This is a genomic window from Dysgonomonas massiliensis (assembly GCF_900240225.1).
Taxonomy (GTDB): domain Bacteria; phylum Bacteroidota; class Bacteroidia; order Bacteroidales; family Dysgonomonadaceae; genus Dysgonomonas; species Dysgonomonas massiliensis.
In genome coordinates this window covers 74,218-90,144 of sequence record NZ_OEPV01000001.1, presented here as the reverse complement: position 1 = coordinate 90,144, position 15,927 = coordinate 74,218, and the positions used below count along the sequence as shown (strand labels likewise).

The following is a 15,927-nucleotide window of genomic DNA, read 5'->3' as shown; positions in this document are numbered from 1 at the left end:
CATTATCAAACAAACATTTAACACATGGCAAATAATTTATACAACATCGATGCGATGACTTACAGTCCGTCGACCAACATGGACTGGTTTACGAAAGCCGTTTTCGGTGGTCGTTTGATCGAACGCGGAAAAATCACACCCATCATCGGAGTGAAAGAAAGTACAATGCTCAACCTACTCGATTTGACAGGCAACCTGCTTCAGGCCGATGGTCGCGATTGTGCTTGGACTCCTCAGCAAATTACAAAACTGAGCAACAAGGAGCTGAAAGTAAAAACTTACAAAATCAACCTCGAACAATGTCTTGACGATCTTGAACGCAAACGCACTATCTGGATGATGGGTCCGGGCGCACGCAATCAAGAATTGCCCGACACGTTGGAAGAAGCTACAATGGCATTGCTTGCAAATGAATTAGCAAGCGAGATCGAGACTAAAATCTTTGCAGGCGACTCAGCTAAAGAAGGCGATTTCGACGGAGTAACAAAAGTCTTAACGGCAAGTACCGATGCGACTAAGATACAAGGTGTTGCTTTGACAAAAGACAACGTTTTGGAAGAAATTGCAAAAGCATTCGCAGCTCTACCCGAAGATGTTGCCGCAGCCGGATTAGAAAAAGAGAGCATCAATATCTACGTTTCGTATGCTACGCTGATGAAAGTAAAAATCGCCTTGGGCGGTGTATTTGGTAAAGACGTAGTTGTCAATCCGAACTTCATTGTCGAAAACGACGTAGTTAAATATCTTGGAGCCGAGATCGTTCCGGTGAAAGGTATCGGCGAAAACGACATGGTTGTTGCCGAATCGAGCAACTTCTTGTTGGGTACGGATTTGATGTCCGATTTGGAAGAAATCCGCTTGGGTCAATTCCCTGCTCCTAACGATAACAAGATCTTCATCGACGGACGTCTGCGCCTTGGATTCGCTATTCCGTTCGAAGACGAAACTGTATTCTACAGCCCTACCAATCAATAATTTGTTTCACACTTAAACACAAAAACACAATGAGTTGTAAATTAACATCAAGCATATCGAAGAAAAATTGCGAATACGCTATTTCGGGCATCAAGTCTATCTATCTGTTCAATTATGATGCTTCGAATAATTTCGATTTCGAAGAAACCGGCGATCAGGAGCGAATTACCATAACTGCTATATCGTTGCCCGAAGGCGAAAAAGCCTATAAAGTCGACTTTGCCGACAATACTGCTTCTTTCTCCGACGAGTTAGCACAGAACGGAAATGGCGGAAAATACCGCACTCACACGCTGAACTTTACTATTGATGCCTACGACTACGAATTGCTGAATCAAGACAAAGCCTTGAGTTTAGGCAAATTCACTGCCGTAGTTGTCGACAAAGCTGGTCGCAGCGTCGTTCTTGGCCGCAATAATGGTCTTTCAGCAACTTCATTCAACTATGCTTCAGGTGCTGCCGAAGCCGATGCTACGGGATGGACTGTTGTTATGGCAGGAACCGAAATTGAATCGGGTCGCCTCTTGAAAGACGAAAGCGTCGTTGCTTCTATAGCCGACAAACCTCGAGTTGTAGTTCCATAAATTCAAAATTCTTAATCAGACTAAAGCGGTTGTCTCGGTACGAGCGCCGCTTTTTTCGAAAAAACACAGAACGAATGATTCGCAAAATAATAAACGATATTGTTCATACGGGCGACTACAACAACGGTGGAATCAATAAGGTTTTCTTACTCGATATCAACGATTTTCGATCGTATCGCTTTCGCGACGATCATCTTTACGACAGTTGTTATGTCGAGCAAATCAATACTGAAGAAAACTTTTTCTCGGAACTGGAAGCTGTGGACGAAAGCTTTTTCAACGAGTCGCAGTCCAACGGATTGTATCGGCAAGAATTATCGACTTTCATCCGCACCATCGAAGCCCCCAAATCGTCCGATCTACTTCGGGCAAGCGTCACGAAGTATCTGGTTGCTTTCCGCAATACACAGGGGCGAACCTACTGCTTCGGATCGGATGGCGGAGCAACAATCCAATTTTCGCAGGTTTCGGGCAAGGTAGGCGAAGTTACGGGTTATCAGATAACCATCGTCAAAGATTCGATGTTTCCACTTTTCGAAGTCGATCCCGAAGTATTCCAAATCCGACTATTAGGAACAGAAAACCGTTTGGTTATATCGACCGAGGACAATATAAATTACATAAGATTAAAATAATGAAAATAAATGCTATTCCATTATCACAACTGCCGAATATAGACGATCCTTCGGGGATGTACGTATTCGCCTCGAAGACAGAGCCTAATGGAGAACTGTTTTCGGGGAAATTTTCTCTGGACTCTTTCCTTGCCGAAATGGCACAAAAACTTCAGCTCGAGCGTCGTCTGAGCTACACATTCGAGAAGAATGGTGCGGCCAGAGTTTTTACCGATGAGCCAATGACCATCTATCGTATTGCTACGAAAGATGTTGGCGAGTTGATCATTCAGATTGATGGCATTGATCAGCCGGTTCAGACCAATTCCGACATTAATATTTCGGTTCCTGCCGGTTCGGTTATTGGTATTGGGGCTAATTTACCCGAAGACAGACCAGAAGTTCAAGAAATGTATGTTTTTATTTACGCTAAAGCAAAATTATCATGATATATCAAGTAATCAAAACATTCGAAGACGGACGCGAGACGTTCGACATGCAGATCGACGATTGTGTTCTTTTAGGCGATCAGCCGAAAGCTTTTCAAGATTTATTCCACGAGTTTCGCGAAGGAAATTCAGCTGAGTTTGATAATTGCACAGCAATTTATTTGCCGGTAACGGATCGTATTTTATTCACCGAAAAAGAAAGCGAGGTAATCAATGAGCAATAATTATAGATGGAAGGATAATGCAACAGAAATAGACGGAACTATTATACCCTTTAAAAATCCTATATACATGAGTATTATTGGCCATAAAAATGGAAATGGCACAAAAAACAATCCATACCCCTTTAAAGCTTTAACAGTGATTAATAAAACAATTCTTTTATCATCAGGTTATTTAAAAGAAGAATTAATCACATCTGATTCTTATACTATAGGGCAAGGTATAAAAAATACAATTTTAAATAAACTAAGGGCTTATGGTGGTTATATAGCTCATTGTACAATAGAAACATTTTATTCTACCTCTGGTACATTACGCCCAGAATTTTGTGAGATACTTTTTCCTTTTCATCAAGCGAGAATACAACCTACAAATTGTATTATACGAAAGGATCTAGCATATGAGATATATAGGCCTAGTAATAGTTTCTTAGGTATATTTACATCTCTAGATAAAATTTTTGGTCACTATTCACTACTTGGGGATAGCGAAATATCTGTTTCGGCGTCCGATATTAAGAGCAAATATACACTTTACCTCGCCTTTTCCAATTGCAGATTCAAGATTGCAGAAGAAACTGAATATACGCCACTAGTAGGCAATACCGAAGAAGAGCTTAGAGCTGACTTCGCTGCTAGATGCGAAGCCCAAGGTATCGTTGTTCCTGAAGGCTCAGAACTGAATGATCCTAAAATAAAATTATATCGCTGGGTATTCTCCAATGATAAAAATGATCACGGATACGTTATCAAAGATTCTATAATCGATAAATTCCAGCAACGCAGAATGATCCGATTCGGATGGAAGAATGAACCTGTATCCCCTATAGAAATAACAACAGATACAACAAAAATCAACTCCCTATCAACAAAAACTGAAGAGATTCTGATTGATGATGAAAATCAATCGATCCGTTTCGCCGACAATATTGATATTGCAAATATGGATAACGGTGCTCAGACTGGTAAAGTACGATCCAATATCATTTGGATGGGAGAAGGTAAACAAAAACTTGATTCTGTCAATATTTTCCACAATCTGGCAACTCAATACGGAGTAATGATTGATAGTGATCCTGCAATCGTTCCAGTGGGAAGAAATTCAATCGAAGGCGGGCAGATGTATTTGGTACGGACTAAAGCCGCAGGAAAACAATCAATAATCTATAACGAAAAGAGCTATAGCACATCTCTGGCTGATGCAAACAACATATTTATAGGAGTAGATGGAGTTAACGATTGGATATGTGACGATTATGACAGTATCGTTATATACAAAATAACCGATTTAGCTATCTCGAATACTATCCGTATGCGTATTGTCGATGAAATACCCGAAGATACGATTACATCGGTAGCCAAAGACGTTTGGTATTTTGTTCAGCCCAAAGATCTATCCAACCCAAGCGGATCAGTCATATACGATGGAGCTGAATACCCTTGCTTCGGTTCGTTCAAAGCTGAAAATGAAACGAGCTTTCAGATAAAAGGGGATTGTCGTCTTCGTCGCTGCTGGAAGGATGATTTTGAATTAAGTACAGATCCTGATAAAAAATTCTGGGAAAATAAACAAAAACCAATCTGGTTCGATGTCGTACCCGATGATATGCGTTGCTTGCTGAAAAAGAACAATCCATTATCGGTCGAGATGGAGTGGGATAAAGATAGAAATACTTATATCACTAGTGGACATCCTGATTTCTATGCAATGGTGGCAGCTGATAACGGTGTACCTAGACCAGCTTATGATATTACGGGTAAATATTTGCAAATAGAACTGGTTATCTCAACTCTTAATCCTATGTAATAATGATTTCCGAAACAATAATACAAAAATATGTTGAAAATCTTAAAGCTGAAGGAATTACCGTTGATACAAGTCATGTAAGATATTTATTAGATCAAGTTAATCCGATAATAATCAATAAAGCCAAGACAATCCTCCTTCCCATAATAGGGAAGGAAGGGCTTTTGATGGGACTTAATACCAGCGATGGTAGTTTATTTAGCTTTAATTTTGAAAGAACAAGTTCGGCTACCTATTTGGGTGAAAATAAAAAGCTTCAGAAAGTAGAAACCAACATTCCTCGAATAGATTACTTTCAGTATCAAAAAGGAGTACCTCATATCCTGATTGAGAGAGAAAAGACAAATCTGATAGACAAATGGGTAGAGAATAGTGGGGCAAGTATAAAGGAAACTGATATTTCTTGCTTAGGCATGTACAAATACAAACGTATTCATAAGCCTTCAACTTCGACAACGGGATCTTTAGGAATCTATTGCAACTCCGACGAAAACAATATTTCAGCCACGTTTGCAGTAAAAAAGGATTTATCTGATAATTTTCATTTAGCTATACATAATGCATCAGGAAGCGGGGCTAGTTTTTCCCAATTCAAAAGCCAGTTCGAACTGGCTACAGTTGCAAGGGAGTATAATAATTTTTCGCTAAAAATATCTCCGGATCAAGAGGAAGATATTATTGAAGTTGAAACAGGAAGATTTTCATCAATACCTCCTTATCTTCTTTTCTATGCCGGAAGATGGAATACAGCTATCGAGTCGAGCGAATATATTGGCCGCGTACAAATTGAGTATGGTAAAGCCACTTCGTATATCCCGGAAGATATTGTCGACAAGACAAGAAAGACAGACCACCTTTCGGTGGATATTCTACGAAATAGTGATTTATACATTAGCTCTACCAAAAAAAATTATTTTTTACCAAACAAACAAGGGAGAATTAATATTGACGAGTATCTTGAAAATGAAGGCATTCTCTATTTAGCAATATTTTCGGAAGGGGTTCTTAACTATAGTGATATTATAAAATTATCAGAAACAGAGTTCGAAAATGGTCGACCACCCGTATCTACAGACGATGGAGCTATCAAGAGCGTTTCTATCACAACGAGTAAAAGTCTCAAAGCTGAATCGGCTAGCATCCAAAGCGTATCGGTATCACAGTCCGAAGCACAAGAAAATGAGGTACCATCGATATCGTCTGTATCAATCAGTACAAGTCGAGTTGAAGGACGAATATACGGAGGATTTTTGTAAACAACTACTAATCTATGAAACAAGGGTAGCTTCTAGCCGGAAGTTACCCTTATTGTGTTAATAATATGATTGACTGTCACAAAACTTTATCTATAACAGAAAAGATATGAATCAACAATTTCTTATTATCCAAACCCTGCTGACTGGCGATTATCAAACGGCACGCATTGATGCTGCCATCATCGGAATCATGTGGCTGCTGGTAGCAATAGCCATCGTTATCGACCTTTTTAGTGGTGTACGAAAAGCCCGCGAACGCGGCGAAATGCGCACTTCGTATGGCTTCAAACAGACAGTCAACAAGGTGGTTCTGTATTATGCTTTCATGCTTTTCGCGCTGATGTTCGATTGCATCGGGATGTTTTTTTATCCGCTGCCGGTAGTGACATTCGTTTGCGCTGCATTTCTGATATTTATCGAAGGGAAATCGGTATTCGAAAAGGCTCACGATAAGGATAAACGCAAGTTTACGAAAAGTGTTGAAGAGTTGGTTATACTACTCGAAAATAGAGAAGATCTAATAAAAGGTCTGTCGGAATTGGTCAAACAAAAAGCGGAAGAAGAAAATGACACGAGGTTATAAAAATTGCAATCCCGGAAATATTGAAAAAAATCGAGATACGTTTCAAGGCGAAGTACGTCCTTCTCAAGACAAGCGTTTCAAGCAATTCCGAACGATGGCGTATGGTTATCGGGCAATGTTCGTTACATTGGCAACTTACAACAAACGCGGGTTGAATACTATCGACAAGATCATCCGCTCGTGGGCTCCTTCGGTGGAAAATCATACCGAAAGATACATCGAGTGCGTGGAGCGTTGGTCGGGTGTCGGCCGACATAAGATATTGACCTTGAGCAACGCAAAGGATTATATCGAAATCGTAGCTGCCATGTCGCGCATGGAGAACGGAATAGAGCCAGACAAATCGGATGTAATGAACGGATTTAAACTTCAGGAAAGGATTTGCGGATGAAATATATTTTTTGTTTAATTGTTGTACTCTTTCTGACTGGATGTAAATCGAAAACGATTTACGTTCCTGTAGAATCGGTCAAAACAGAGTTTATCGATCGGCATCGGATGGATTCGGTTTTCGTACACGATTCGATATTGATACGCGCATCAGCCGATACCTTCTGGATAGAAAAATACAAGACTATTTATCGCGATCGGCTGCGTGTTGATTCTGTCATCCGAAACGACACGATACGTATTCCCTACCCCGTCATCGAAACGCGAGAAGTGAACCGACTCCGTTCGTGGCAAATTGTTTTGATGTGCTTGGGCGGTGTGTTGGTCGGATATTGGGGGTATCGAGCATTCAATTTCTTCAGATAAAAATAAAGGAGAACACCTCAACAGTGTTCTCCTTTTCTATTCCGTAGTCAGCACAAAAACTTCCTTTTTCTTCCGAAAAAGAATATATTCATTTACAAGTTGCGAACTCGCAAAATTAAACTTCGGTTCTACTTTTATCCTCTTTAATCGAAAGTATAGCGGAATAATAAAGATCGAGTAAAGCTTTTATCTGATGAACGATTTCATCTTTATCGAACGAACTTTCGTAATCGAATACAAATCGGAATTTATATTGGTCATCAAAGATCAATCTGGCTGTCGAAACTCCATCTATCTCCGTAACTCGCTGGATAATAATATCTATATTTCCCTTATTTACGGGATTCATGGCTTCTACTTTTACACTAATTTGGGTCATAGGCTTCGTATTTTATTGAATCAAAAGTAAACGGAATTATTTTCCGCACTATATTCTTTAACTTTATTTTACCTATAAAAAGATTTGTTTTATAATATAGCTACACTTTTCTCCAATCGTTTTTATTATTATCTTCGGCTAAACAAAACACAATACATTAGACCTATGAAGATAACCGCTTTCGCGGGCAGCAACAGCTCGCACTCGATAAACAGACAACTAGTAAGATTCGCCTTGAGATATTTTCCCGAAGCTGAAGTAAATCTTTTGGATCTCAACGACTACGAAATGCCGATCTTCTCGATCGATCGCGAAGAAGAGGGATATCCGCCTCAAGCTGAAAAGTTTATCGATCAGATGACTGATGCCGATATTATTATCTGCTCCATATCCGAGAATAACCGCACCTACTCGGCTGCTTTCAAAAATGTATTCGACTGGTGTTCGCGTATTGATATGAATATTTTCAAAAACAAGCCAATGTTGCTGATGACAACTTCGCCAGGAGGATATGGAGGTGGCAATGTGATGAATGCTGCTAAAAATTTCTTTCCGGCATGCGGAGCCGAGATCAAAGAAACTTTTTCGTTACCGCGTTTCTATGCCAATTTCGACGAAGAGAAAGGTATAACTAATAACGAATTATTACAAGATTTCGAAACCATAATCAATAAATTCAAAGAGCAAATAAGTAATTCTCTTTGATAAATCATACTCATTGTTCGGTATCAATAAAAGAAGGATTAGTTATTTGGCTAATCCTTCTTTTATTGATATAATATATAGCCTAAATCTGAAACTTTATTTCGACAGCATACTATAAAGAAATACTATGATGACATCAGATATCTGCATATTGTCATATTGTGCAACACAAAAACCAATATACACACATTGTGAGACTGCATAAAAACAGAAACTGAACAATCAACCCGATATGCGATTCTTTCAAAACAAACACACAAAAAATGACTCTTACGATCTCCATTGAAAACATTAAAAATTAAGATATTTGCACTCATTATATTTATCTAAAATATCAAGTTTGTTATCATGCTGTCATTTCATATACATCTATAATTTTTAAGAGAAGAATAGCATAGTCGCCAAGCTTCCGACGCTTTACGCACTACTATTCCCCAATATTTCCAAATACACAATTTTCACATCGGACACAAATTTATAAAAGGATAATTCATTATATGAAAACAAAACTCGTACGTCTAGTCCTATATGCATTACTTATTACAGCAACAAGTAATTACGCTTCAGCGCAAGTAACAATAGGACTTGGGGATGCTCCTGAAAAAGCAGCTTTATTACAAGTAAAAGATTACTCGCCCAAAGAGGGAGAAACTGTCGCTCCGGGAGGAATAACGGCAGAAAAAGGAGGAATCTTACTGCCACGTGTCGAGTTGGTAAAAAGAACAGAGTTATATCCTTTCTTTACCAAAGAGTATGCTACAACTTTGGTTGACGAATATGCCGTCGAAAAGCTAAAACATAAAGGACTTACAGTATATAACATAAATCCTGTTGAGGAAGAAGATCTCAAAGAAGGTTTCTATATCTGGAACGGCGAAGAGTGGAACCAAATGCAAGAATCTCCAACCAAAGCAAAAGCTCAGGTAAACTGTTCACGAATCAAAGTAAATGGAACTTACTATGCTGGCATTGCATTGAATCCAAATAGCAATTCGATCGCTATTCGTTTGCACGTTAGCAAAAAAGGGATCTACCAATTCCTTGGCAGATCGGGCAATGGATATAATTTTCAAGCCAGCGGTACTTTTGATGATGACAATACCGAATACACAGTTGTTCTGGAAGGTATAGGTACTCCATTCGAGCCTACAGCTGCGGGTACTAAAGATAAAGTCGAATTATTCCTGAACGGAGAGCCTCTTATTTGTTCCGAACTGAATACTGCAGGCGAAACTACACCTGCATTTGCCGAAGTAGAAGTACTTTCGCCCATCGTGACCTATACCATCGAATGTGGTAAAATAACAGTCAACGGCGATTATATGGTAAGACAAAATGCCGACGAAAGCCACTATGCATCACTACCCGTAGATGTACAGTACGGCGATCCTAACAACAAGCCACTCATCATTGAGACCGAAAATATAAATGGTCTCAAATTTATCTGCCAAACCATACTTGACCCAAATACGACTAACGAACTCAAATTTCAGGCTGTAGGCACACCCCGCCAAACTGGTATTTTCAACTACAAATTTACGACTACCGGAGCCAATGTTGTTACTTGCAGTTTCGATGTAGAAGTAAAAACCACATTAGGCAGTTTCGACGATCCGGCTAAAAGCTGTTACACGATATATCAAGAAGGGGATATGGCTGATGGCGAATATTGGATCGGAAGCGGAAGTGGATCGCCCGTGAAAACATTCTGCGACATGACTAATGGAGGTTATACACTTATATGGTCATATTCGGAAAAAGTTTGTAGAACCGGTGGAGGTATCTATGGATCAACTACAAGCATGAGTATCGCCAGTTCGAACCAAAACCTAAACGTTTCGCAACCAAGAAATGTGGTAACTACCGAAGATGGAACAATCGACTATAACGATTATCGTCTTGACAAGCCAACCATGCAGGCGGCAAATAGCGGCGAGAAGAAATATCGTGTTCGTATAGCCTATCTGCCTACTAAGATGGACGATTATTGGGGAAATTACAATTATTTCGAAACCGAAGGTAACGACAACATCCAAGGAACAGTTGGAGGTTCAAACCAAGTAATAAGAGGAAAACTATTCGGTATATCATACAGTCAAAATGGGGATAACAATAATGCCAATTATGGAGGTGTAGCTACCGGTGCAATCTGGAGCTATATACCCGGAGGAGGTTATGGTGACCACTGGGATGCAGGTTTCCGATTCAACAATCCAACTGGCTCAAATCAAAGGACAACAAGCATTATGTACGATTACGATGGCAAACCATTTAAAATCTCATTCGACGCACGCGGATTCAACGACCTATTCGGGTCTCATCTCGAAGATGAAATGAATCATTTTTGGGGAAAATGCGGAGCAACCTCTGACGATTATTCATTTACCAACTCAGGATATGACCGTTGTTCATCGGCAACCCTTCAGCCACACTCATTCAACAATGGCCAGGGACGCTACTTACAGTGGTTTGTCAAATAATTATTAGTCATTATTATAAACAAGCCTTCACAAACTACATTACTGAAGATAGTTGCTCTTTTAATAGATGCAACTATCTTCTATTTTAAAACAAACAATATACCTATGATAGAAATAAAATGAGAGTGCCGATCCTGATCATATTATCTACTTTGAATATATATCTAAATGCCCAGAACAACACTTCGTATTCGATAGAAGGGCGCATAAATGCGAAATTCGAAGCCCATAGAGCTTATCTGAGTTACAATTTTATAGATAGCAATGCTCTGTATTTAGATAGTTGTGATATTAAGAACGGAAAATTTTCATTTTCGGATACCTTATCCTATACTATACCTGCAACTTTAAGTTTCGTAACTTCCCAAAAGAACGCTCAGCCAATTGACGGAATCAATTTTCATCTCGATCCTCAACATATAACAGTTGATTATAAAAACTCGTCTGATGATATCCTGATAAGCGGATCTCCGACAACCGATCTATTCTCGGAGTACTTATCGCTGCAAAGCAGCCTGCAGGAAGAAGGCCATAAGTTGCAACAAATTTATCAGAACGCAACTCCCGAACATAAAGGCGATAAACAATTCAAAGATTCGCTCGATCGTTGGTACAAAGATATACAACACCGATACGACGAAATGTCGTTAAACTTTATCAGTCAGCATCCTCAGTCCATGCTCAGTATCTATATGCTGCTTTCTGCAATGAAGACCCGTCCTTCTGATCCAAATATAGAATCCATTTTCGATCAATTATCCGACAGCATAAAAAACAGTATTCCGGGAAAAGTACTGCTCAGCATTATCAATCACAATCGTACCTTACCTATAGGTATCCAAGCTCCCGACTTTACTTGTAGCAATCAGCATGGCGAAACATTTAGACTGTCCGACATCCGCAACAAATACATACTGTTAACTTTCTGGTCGCCCGATTGCTCTCATTGTCTCAACGAGATGCAAAATCTGAAACGACTCTATGAAATATACGGAGCCAAACAATTCGAGATTGTCAATGTAGCCATCGAATACAAAGACCGCATGGATGAATGGCTAAAGATAATAAAATGTGAAGACTTGGAATGGATCAATGTTTCTGATCTCGATGGTTGGCTCAGTCAGGTTGTCAAGCTATATAAAGTAAATTTCATACCCTATAATTATCTGATAGATACGAATGGTAAGATTATAGCTAAAGACATACATAACGGCGAACTATTCAATGCTTTAGAATTCGTATTTGAGTGAAAAAAATACAAAAAATAAGTACTTTTAAATAAAGTCTACCAAAGGATATGTACCTTCATGCGTTTTTTACGATTTAGAAAGACTCGATTTTTTCAATATTTCGCAATGCTTTTACAGTAAAGACCTAAAAGGCATCCCAATAACTCGGAATATAGCTCAAACAAGTCATAGATTCTGTGCTACAGATTCGGGATAAACAAATAAATGGCAATAGAGATATTGCACGATAGATTGGCAAGACTTATTACAAATAACACATAGAGATGAAACATACTTACCTCAACGAGAGCATCAACGATATAATCAAAAGCCACATAGCTGATGATATAAATATAGCTCATTTTCTGATGGATATACTGAATATAAGCAGAGAATCGGCATACAGAAGACTCCGAAATGAGATTTTATATTCGATGAAAGAAGTTGCAATTCTTGCTTCGAGACTCAATTTTTCGTTAGACGAAATTCTTAGCGATATAAATGAACACTCCAATTCCATATCGGCTAGAGCCCTAATCAAAGAAGCTACGCCGGCAGACAATTATATCGAAATGATGCGGTCTACGCTCAATGTTGTCGATGCCAGATCCTCAGACCGAAATATTAGAGCATTCTACGTTGGAAATAAAATTCCGAACAATATGCTTCTCAATTTCAAACTACTAACCAAACTACGATATATCAGATGGATACATCAGACACATAATCTTCCCATCAATTCTAGATTTGCCGACATAGCTATTCCTCTAAGTGTCGAAAAAATACATAAGGAGTACTTAGAGGCAAATAGAAATATAAAGCAAATTACCTGCATTTTCGACGAGAACATTATCGAAGCTGTTATCAACACAATCAAATTCTACTACCGCAGACACCTGATTACCAACGACGAAGTATTGATAATGAAGAAAGAAATACATATGCTCATCGACAGATTAGGCGAAACCTCGCGCCTTGGTAAGAATCCTCGCGATATAGAATGCATATACTATCTGTCGGATTTGAATATCGAGTCGAACATTTTGTTTTTCGAATTCGACAAGGATATGAGCGTTCACCTGCTCTCTTCTGGAAAAATGCCTGTCGTGAGCAGCAATATTAGAGTCTGTGAGGAGCAGAAGCTTTGGATTAATTCATTGCTACGGTTCTCAGTTCTTATATCAGGTTCTAACGAACTGTTGCTAAACAATTTTATTATGAAACAGCATAATCTTGTCAATATTCAGTTGCAACAACTATTAGAAAACGAGGTGTATACAATTTAAACTCTGCAGCCAATTAGAAAGAGAAAACCATTATAATCACATTATTTATATAACATCCGATATCGAAGAATTTCGTGTCGGGTGTTTTTTATTCAGCAATTTAATCAGTTATAAATTATAATTTTCAAATATTTGCTTACCTTGTAAATACTATAAATTGTAACCTAAAAGCTCTATTGACAATGGAAAACATGAACATAATAATATTGGCTGTCGATCTGATCGCATTTATATTTTTCTTTGCCAATTTTCTGAAACTAAGAAAACAAAAAGATTCGAAAATGTACAAACTCAGCCGCGATTATATGGTGACGACTGGCATTATTGCTGCAATACTTGCCTACTTTGCCTTTGTGCACAATAATCTGTAATCAGACAAAAAAACAAAGCCGCTAGTCTTTACAGATTGGCGGCTTTTGCTATATAATAATCTCTGATTTCTATCAGAACACGATCGGCGAAGTTATATTTATCAGTGTGCTGACGATAGACCAACCTGCAATGGCTGGTGTAGCACTGTAAACGTCTACAACGGCGTGAACTTCATCATTTTTGATTTCGACACGTTGTGTATCGCCCACAAATCCCGGAGTCGATTGCATCTTAACCTGCATCTCGTCAGGACCAACCGATGCCAGCGAAGCCGCTACCGATACGTTCAATCCCGTTGGGAAAACACCGATTGCTTCGGTTGCAGTTCCCGAGAAAACAACGCGTTTCTCGCTTTGCAGAGCCTCATCGTAAACCGGTGACCAACGCAATGCGTTAGGACCTTTCTCGTTGAAGAAGTTTGCACGGGCATTGCCCATCAGCGTAGCCGTACGCAACACGTCGAATCCACCCGTTGCACCCGATGCTATATAAACACGCGAGCCATGAGCCAAAGCCGTTTCGCGAGCAGCTTGCAATAATTCTTTGTCGGCAAAAGCTCCGATCGAGATGGTTACGATAGACGTTCCGTTCTTCAACGTAGGAATAGTTAATTCTTTCATTCCTGCCGGCGAAGCCGCTTCTACCAAGATATCGGGTTTCAATGCCAGCAATTCGTCTAACGAACGGCAAGCTTTGCAGGGTCTGCCACTTTCTTGAAATACTTTCGCAAAATGATCTGCTTTAGCAGCCGTACGCGAATATACGCCAACCAGTTCATAGTCTGGAAGCACTCCATCCAGGATTGCATTGGCAACTATAGCGGAAAGATGTCCGCATCCAAAAATAACTAGCTTTTTCATGTAGACAAATATAGAAAGAAAAACAATACGATTCTAATCAGATCATCGTACTATATTTTTGATTAACGATTTACCATATTCGCATTTGATAGGGCAATCTATCAATGCACTAACTTTTCTGGATAAGCCCAATATTTTTCGTAATTTGCAGTCAATTAATTCATACGAAAAGCGATATTTACTAAGAATCGGCAATTGCGGCCCAATCAATTCAATAACCCACAAAATCTATATTATGAAGAAATTTATTTATGCATGCCTATCCGTATTATTTTGCCTGATGGCGTACAGCTGTGGCAGTAAGAGCCAGCCAGTCGAAAAATCAAAAAAAGTCATCATCGCTTACATTGCCGGCTTTCAAGGTCAGGTTGATATAAATAGAATATCGGCCGAAAAAATAACACATATCAACTATGCATTCGTAGATGTGCAGGATGGCAAAGCTGTCCTTACCAACGAAGCAACAGACACCATCAACTTCAGATTGCTGAATCAACTAAAATTGAAAAATCCCGATCTCAAGATATTCATTTCGATAGGTGGCTGGACATGGAGCGGCAATTTTTCGGACGCCGTACTGACCGAAGATGGACGAAAGGCATTTGCCAAATCGGCTGTCGAAATAATGCATAAATACGATCTTGACGGAGTAGACGTCGACTGGGAATATCCAACAATCCCGGGACTCGAGGGAAACGTATATCGTCCTGAGGACAAACAAAATTTCACGCTGATGTTTCAGGCAATCCGTGAGGAACTCGACGCTCTGGAGAAACAAACCAACAGAGAATATCTGCTGACTGCAGCCGTTGGCGGTTTTCAGAAATACATCGATAATACGGAGATGGACAAAGTGCAGCAATATCTGGATTATGTAAACGTAATGACTTACGATTATTACAACAGCGACAAAACAGCTCATCATACAAACCTCTATGCCAGCGACAGATACGATTCTCCAAAATCGGCCGATGCCGCCATCAAAGCCTTTATTGCTGCAGGAGTTCCTGCCGAAAAGCTGGTTATGGGTATTGCTTTCTACGGACGTACATTCGTAGTCGAAGAGGGATCGGAAGATGGACTGACGGCTACCATCGTCAAGCAGATAAATGGAGATGGATATACATTTATCAAAGATTCGATCATAGCAGACAGCAGTTACTTGAAATTTCGCGACGAAAAAGCACTTGCTCCTTACCTTTTCAATGCAGAAAAGAATATTTTCATTACCTACGAAGATGAGGAATCGGTAGTCGAGAAATGCCGATACGTAATAGCCAATCGGATGGCAGGCGTCATGTTCTGGGAATACAATTCCGATCTGCAAGAGTATCTTCTGGATGAGATAAACGAAACTATCCGATAAGCAAA

18 protein-coding genes are annotated in these 15,927 nt (G+C 39.4%); 16 read left to right on the top strand and 2 right to left on the bottom strand.

Annotation, left to right across the window (positions count from 1 at the left end):
- The first annotated feature begins 24 nt into the window (after positions 1-24).
- The 10 genes from C1A06_RS00410 to C1A06_RS00365 all read left to right on the top strand — a co-directional run bounded on the left by C1A06_RS00410 (position 25) and on the right by C1A06_RS00365 (position 7,245).
- On the top strand, positions 25-975 hold the full coding sequence (locus tag C1A06_RS00410) for a hypothetical protein (protein WP_101688243.1): 951 nt from the start codon (positions 25-27) through the stop codon (positions 973-975).
- A gap of 29 nt (positions 976-1,004) precedes the next feature.
- On the top strand, positions 1,005-1,559 hold the full coding sequence (locus tag C1A06_RS00405) for a hypothetical protein (RefSeq protein ID WP_101688242.1): 555 nt from the start codon (positions 1,005-1,007) through the stop codon (positions 1,557-1,559).
- A 74-nt stretch (positions 1,560-1,633) separates the two neighbouring features.
- Positions 1,634-2,194, top strand: a complete 561-nt coding sequence (locus C1A06_RS00400) for a hypothetical protein (RefSeq protein ID WP_101688241.1) — start codon at positions 1,634-1,636, stop codon at positions 2,192-2,194.
- Positions 2,194-2,622, top strand: coding sequence for a hypothetical protein (locus tag C1A06_RS00395; protein ID WP_101688240.1), 429 nt, complete (start codon positions 2,194-2,196; stop codon positions 2,620-2,622). The genes C1A06_RS00400 and C1A06_RS00395 overlap by 1 nt, the downstream gene beginning before the upstream one ends.
- Entirely contained in the window at positions 2,619-2,846 is a 228-nt protein-coding gene (locus C1A06_RS00390; RefSeq protein ID WP_101688239.1) for a hypothetical protein, read from the top strand. Before C1A06_RS00395 ends, C1A06_RS00390 begins: the two co-directional genes overlap by 4 nt.
- Complete coding sequence (locus C1A06_RS00385) at positions 2,836-4,650, top strand: hypothetical protein (protein ID WP_101688238.1); 1,815 nt, start codon at positions 2,836-2,838, stop codon at positions 4,648-4,650. Before C1A06_RS00390 ends, C1A06_RS00385 begins: the two co-directional genes overlap by 11 nt.
- Before the next feature lie 2 nt (positions 4,651-4,652).
- Complete coding sequence (locus C1A06_RS00380; protein WP_101688237.1) at positions 4,653-5,906, top strand: hypothetical protein; 1,254 nt, start codon at positions 4,653-4,655, stop codon at positions 5,904-5,906.
- Between the two features lie 106 nt (positions 5,907-6,012).
- A complete protein-coding gene (locus C1A06_RS00375) occupies positions 6,013-6,489 on the top strand; it encodes a phage holin family protein (RefSeq protein ID WP_101688236.1) in 477 nt (158 codons plus the stop codon).
- Positions 6,473-6,880, top strand: a complete 408-nt coding sequence (locus C1A06_RS00370; RefSeq protein ID WP_101688235.1) for a structural protein P5 — start codon at positions 6,473-6,475, stop codon at positions 6,878-6,880. Before C1A06_RS00375 ends, C1A06_RS00370 begins: the two co-directional genes overlap by 17 nt.
- Entirely contained in the window at positions 6,877-7,245 is a 369-nt protein-coding gene (locus C1A06_RS00365) for a hypothetical protein (protein ID WP_101688234.1), read from the top strand. Before C1A06_RS00370 ends, C1A06_RS00365 begins: the two co-directional genes overlap by 4 nt.
- 115 nt (positions 7,246-7,360) lie before the next feature.
- Here the strand turns inward: C1A06_RS00365 and C1A06_RS00360 are convergent, their stop codons facing one another.
- Complete coding sequence (locus tag C1A06_RS00360) at positions 7,361-7,624, bottom strand: hypothetical protein (protein ID WP_101688233.1); 264 nt, start codon at positions 7,622-7,624, stop codon at positions 7,361-7,363.
- A gap of 165 nt (positions 7,625-7,789) precedes the next feature.
- Between C1A06_RS00360 and C1A06_RS00355 the strand changes: the two genes are divergently transcribed.
- The 5 genes from C1A06_RS00355 (at position 7,790) to C1A06_RS00335 (ending at position 13,695) form a co-directional block, all read left to right on the top strand.
- Entirely contained in the window at positions 7,790-8,329 is a 540-nt protein-coding gene (locus C1A06_RS00355) for an NADPH-dependent FMN reductase (RefSeq protein ID WP_101688232.1), read from the top strand.
- A gap of 497 nt (positions 8,330-8,826) precedes the next feature.
- Positions 8,827-10,809 (top strand): phage tail-like protein, encoded by a 1,983-nt coding sequence (locus tag C1A06_RS00350; RefSeq protein ID WP_101688231.1) that lies wholly within the window; start codon positions 8,827-8,829, stop codon positions 10,807-10,809.
- A 119-nt stretch (positions 10,810-10,928) separates the two neighbouring features.
- A complete protein-coding gene (locus C1A06_RS00345; protein WP_101688230.1) occupies positions 10,929-12,059 on the top strand; it encodes a TlpA disulfide reductase family protein in 1,131 nt (376 codons plus the stop codon).
- 263 nt (positions 12,060-12,322) lie between these two features.
- Positions 12,323-13,324: a helix-turn-helix domain-containing protein gene (locus C1A06_RS00340; RefSeq protein WP_101688229.1), complete on the top strand. Its 1,002-nt coding sequence runs from the start codon at positions 12,323-12,325 to the stop codon at positions 13,322-13,324.
- 191 nt (positions 13,325-13,515) lie between these two features.
- Complete coding sequence (locus C1A06_RS00335) at positions 13,516-13,695, top strand: hypothetical protein (RefSeq protein WP_145996300.1); 180 nt, start codon at positions 13,516-13,518, stop codon at positions 13,693-13,695.
- A 72-nt stretch (positions 13,696-13,767) separates the two neighbouring features.
- Here the strand turns inward: C1A06_RS00335 and C1A06_RS00330 are convergent, their stop codons facing one another.
- Positions 13,768-14,556, bottom strand: coding sequence for an aspartate dehydrogenase domain-containing protein (locus C1A06_RS00330; RefSeq protein ID WP_101688227.1), 789 nt, complete (start codon positions 14,554-14,556; stop codon positions 13,768-13,770).
- 235 nt (positions 14,557-14,791) lie between these two features.
- On the opposite strand from C1A06_RS00330, the gene C1A06_RS00325 reads away from it, so the two are divergent.
- A complete protein-coding gene (locus tag C1A06_RS00325) occupies positions 14,792-15,922 on the top strand; it encodes a glycoside hydrolase family 18 protein (RefSeq protein ID WP_101688226.1) in 1,131 nt (376 codons plus the stop codon).
- The last annotated feature ends 5 nt before the right edge of the window (positions 15,923-15,927 follow it).

What these genes read in the sequence shown, in the direction of transcription:
- C1A06_RS00385 (WP_101688238.1), top strand. Translation starts at nt 2,836, where the DNA reads ATGAGCAATAATTATAGATGGAAGGATAATGCAACAGAAATAGACGGA.
- C1A06_RS00355 (WP_101688232.1), top strand. Translation starts at nt 7,790, where the DNA reads ATGAAGATAACCGCTTTCGCGGGCAGCAACAGCTCGCACTCGATAAAC.
- C1A06_RS00400 (WP_101688241.1), top strand. Translation starts at nt 1,634, where the DNA reads ATGATTCGCAAAATAATAAACGATATTGTTCATACGGGCGACTACAAC.
- C1A06_RS00380 (WP_101688237.1), top strand. Translation starts at nt 4,653, where the DNA reads ATGATTTCCGAAACAATAATACAAAAATATGTTGAAAATCTTAAAGCT.
- C1A06_RS00405 (WP_101688242.1), top strand. Translation starts at nt 1,005, where the DNA reads ATGAGTTGTAAATTAACATCAAGCATATCGAAGAAAAATTGCGAATAC.
- C1A06_RS00325 (WP_101688226.1), top strand. Translation starts at nt 14,792, where the DNA reads ATGAAGAAATTTATTTATGCATGCCTATCCGTATTATTTTGCCTGATG.
- C1A06_RS00350 (WP_101688231.1), top strand. Translation starts at nt 8,827, where the DNA reads ATGAAAACAAAACTCGTACGTCTAGTCCTATATGCATTACTTATTACA.
- C1A06_RS00395 (WP_101688240.1), top strand. Translation starts at nt 2,194, where the DNA reads ATGAAAATAAATGCTATTCCATTATCACAACTGCCGAATATAGACGAT.
- C1A06_RS00335 (WP_145996300.1), top strand. Translation starts at nt 13,516, where the DNA reads ATGAACATAATAATATTGGCTGTCGATCTGATCGCATTTATATTTTTC.
- C1A06_RS00330 (WP_101688227.1), bottom strand. Translation starts at nt 14,556, where the DNA reads ATGAAAAAGCTAGTTATTTTTGGATGCGGACATCTTTCCGCTATAGTT.
- C1A06_RS00390 (WP_101688239.1), top strand. Translation starts at nt 2,619, where the DNA reads ATGATATATCAAGTAATCAAAACATTCGAAGACGGACGCGAGACGTTC.
- C1A06_RS00365 (WP_101688234.1), top strand. Translation starts at nt 6,877, where the DNA reads ATGAAATATATTTTTTGTTTAATTGTTGTACTCTTTCTGACTGGATGT.
- C1A06_RS00375 (WP_101688236.1), top strand. Translation starts at nt 6,013, where the DNA reads ATGAATCAACAATTTCTTATTATCCAAACCCTGCTGACTGGCGATTAT.
- C1A06_RS00345 (WP_101688230.1), top strand. Translation starts at nt 10,929, where the DNA reads ATGAGAGTGCCGATCCTGATCATATTATCTACTTTGAATATATATCTA.
- C1A06_RS00340 (WP_101688229.1), top strand. Translation starts at nt 12,323, where the DNA reads ATGAAACATACTTACCTCAACGAGAGCATCAACGATATAATCAAAAGC.
- C1A06_RS00360 (WP_101688233.1), bottom strand. Translation starts at nt 7,624, where the DNA reads ATGACCCAAATTAGTGTAAAAGTAGAAGCCATGAATCCCGTAAATAAG.
- C1A06_RS00410 (WP_101688243.1), top strand. Translation starts at nt 25, where the DNA reads ATGGCAAATAATTTATACAACATCGATGCGATGACTTACAGTCCGTCG.
- C1A06_RS00370 (WP_101688235.1), top strand. Translation starts at nt 6,473, where the DNA reads ATGACACGAGGTTATAAAAATTGCAATCCCGGAAATATTGAAAAAAAT.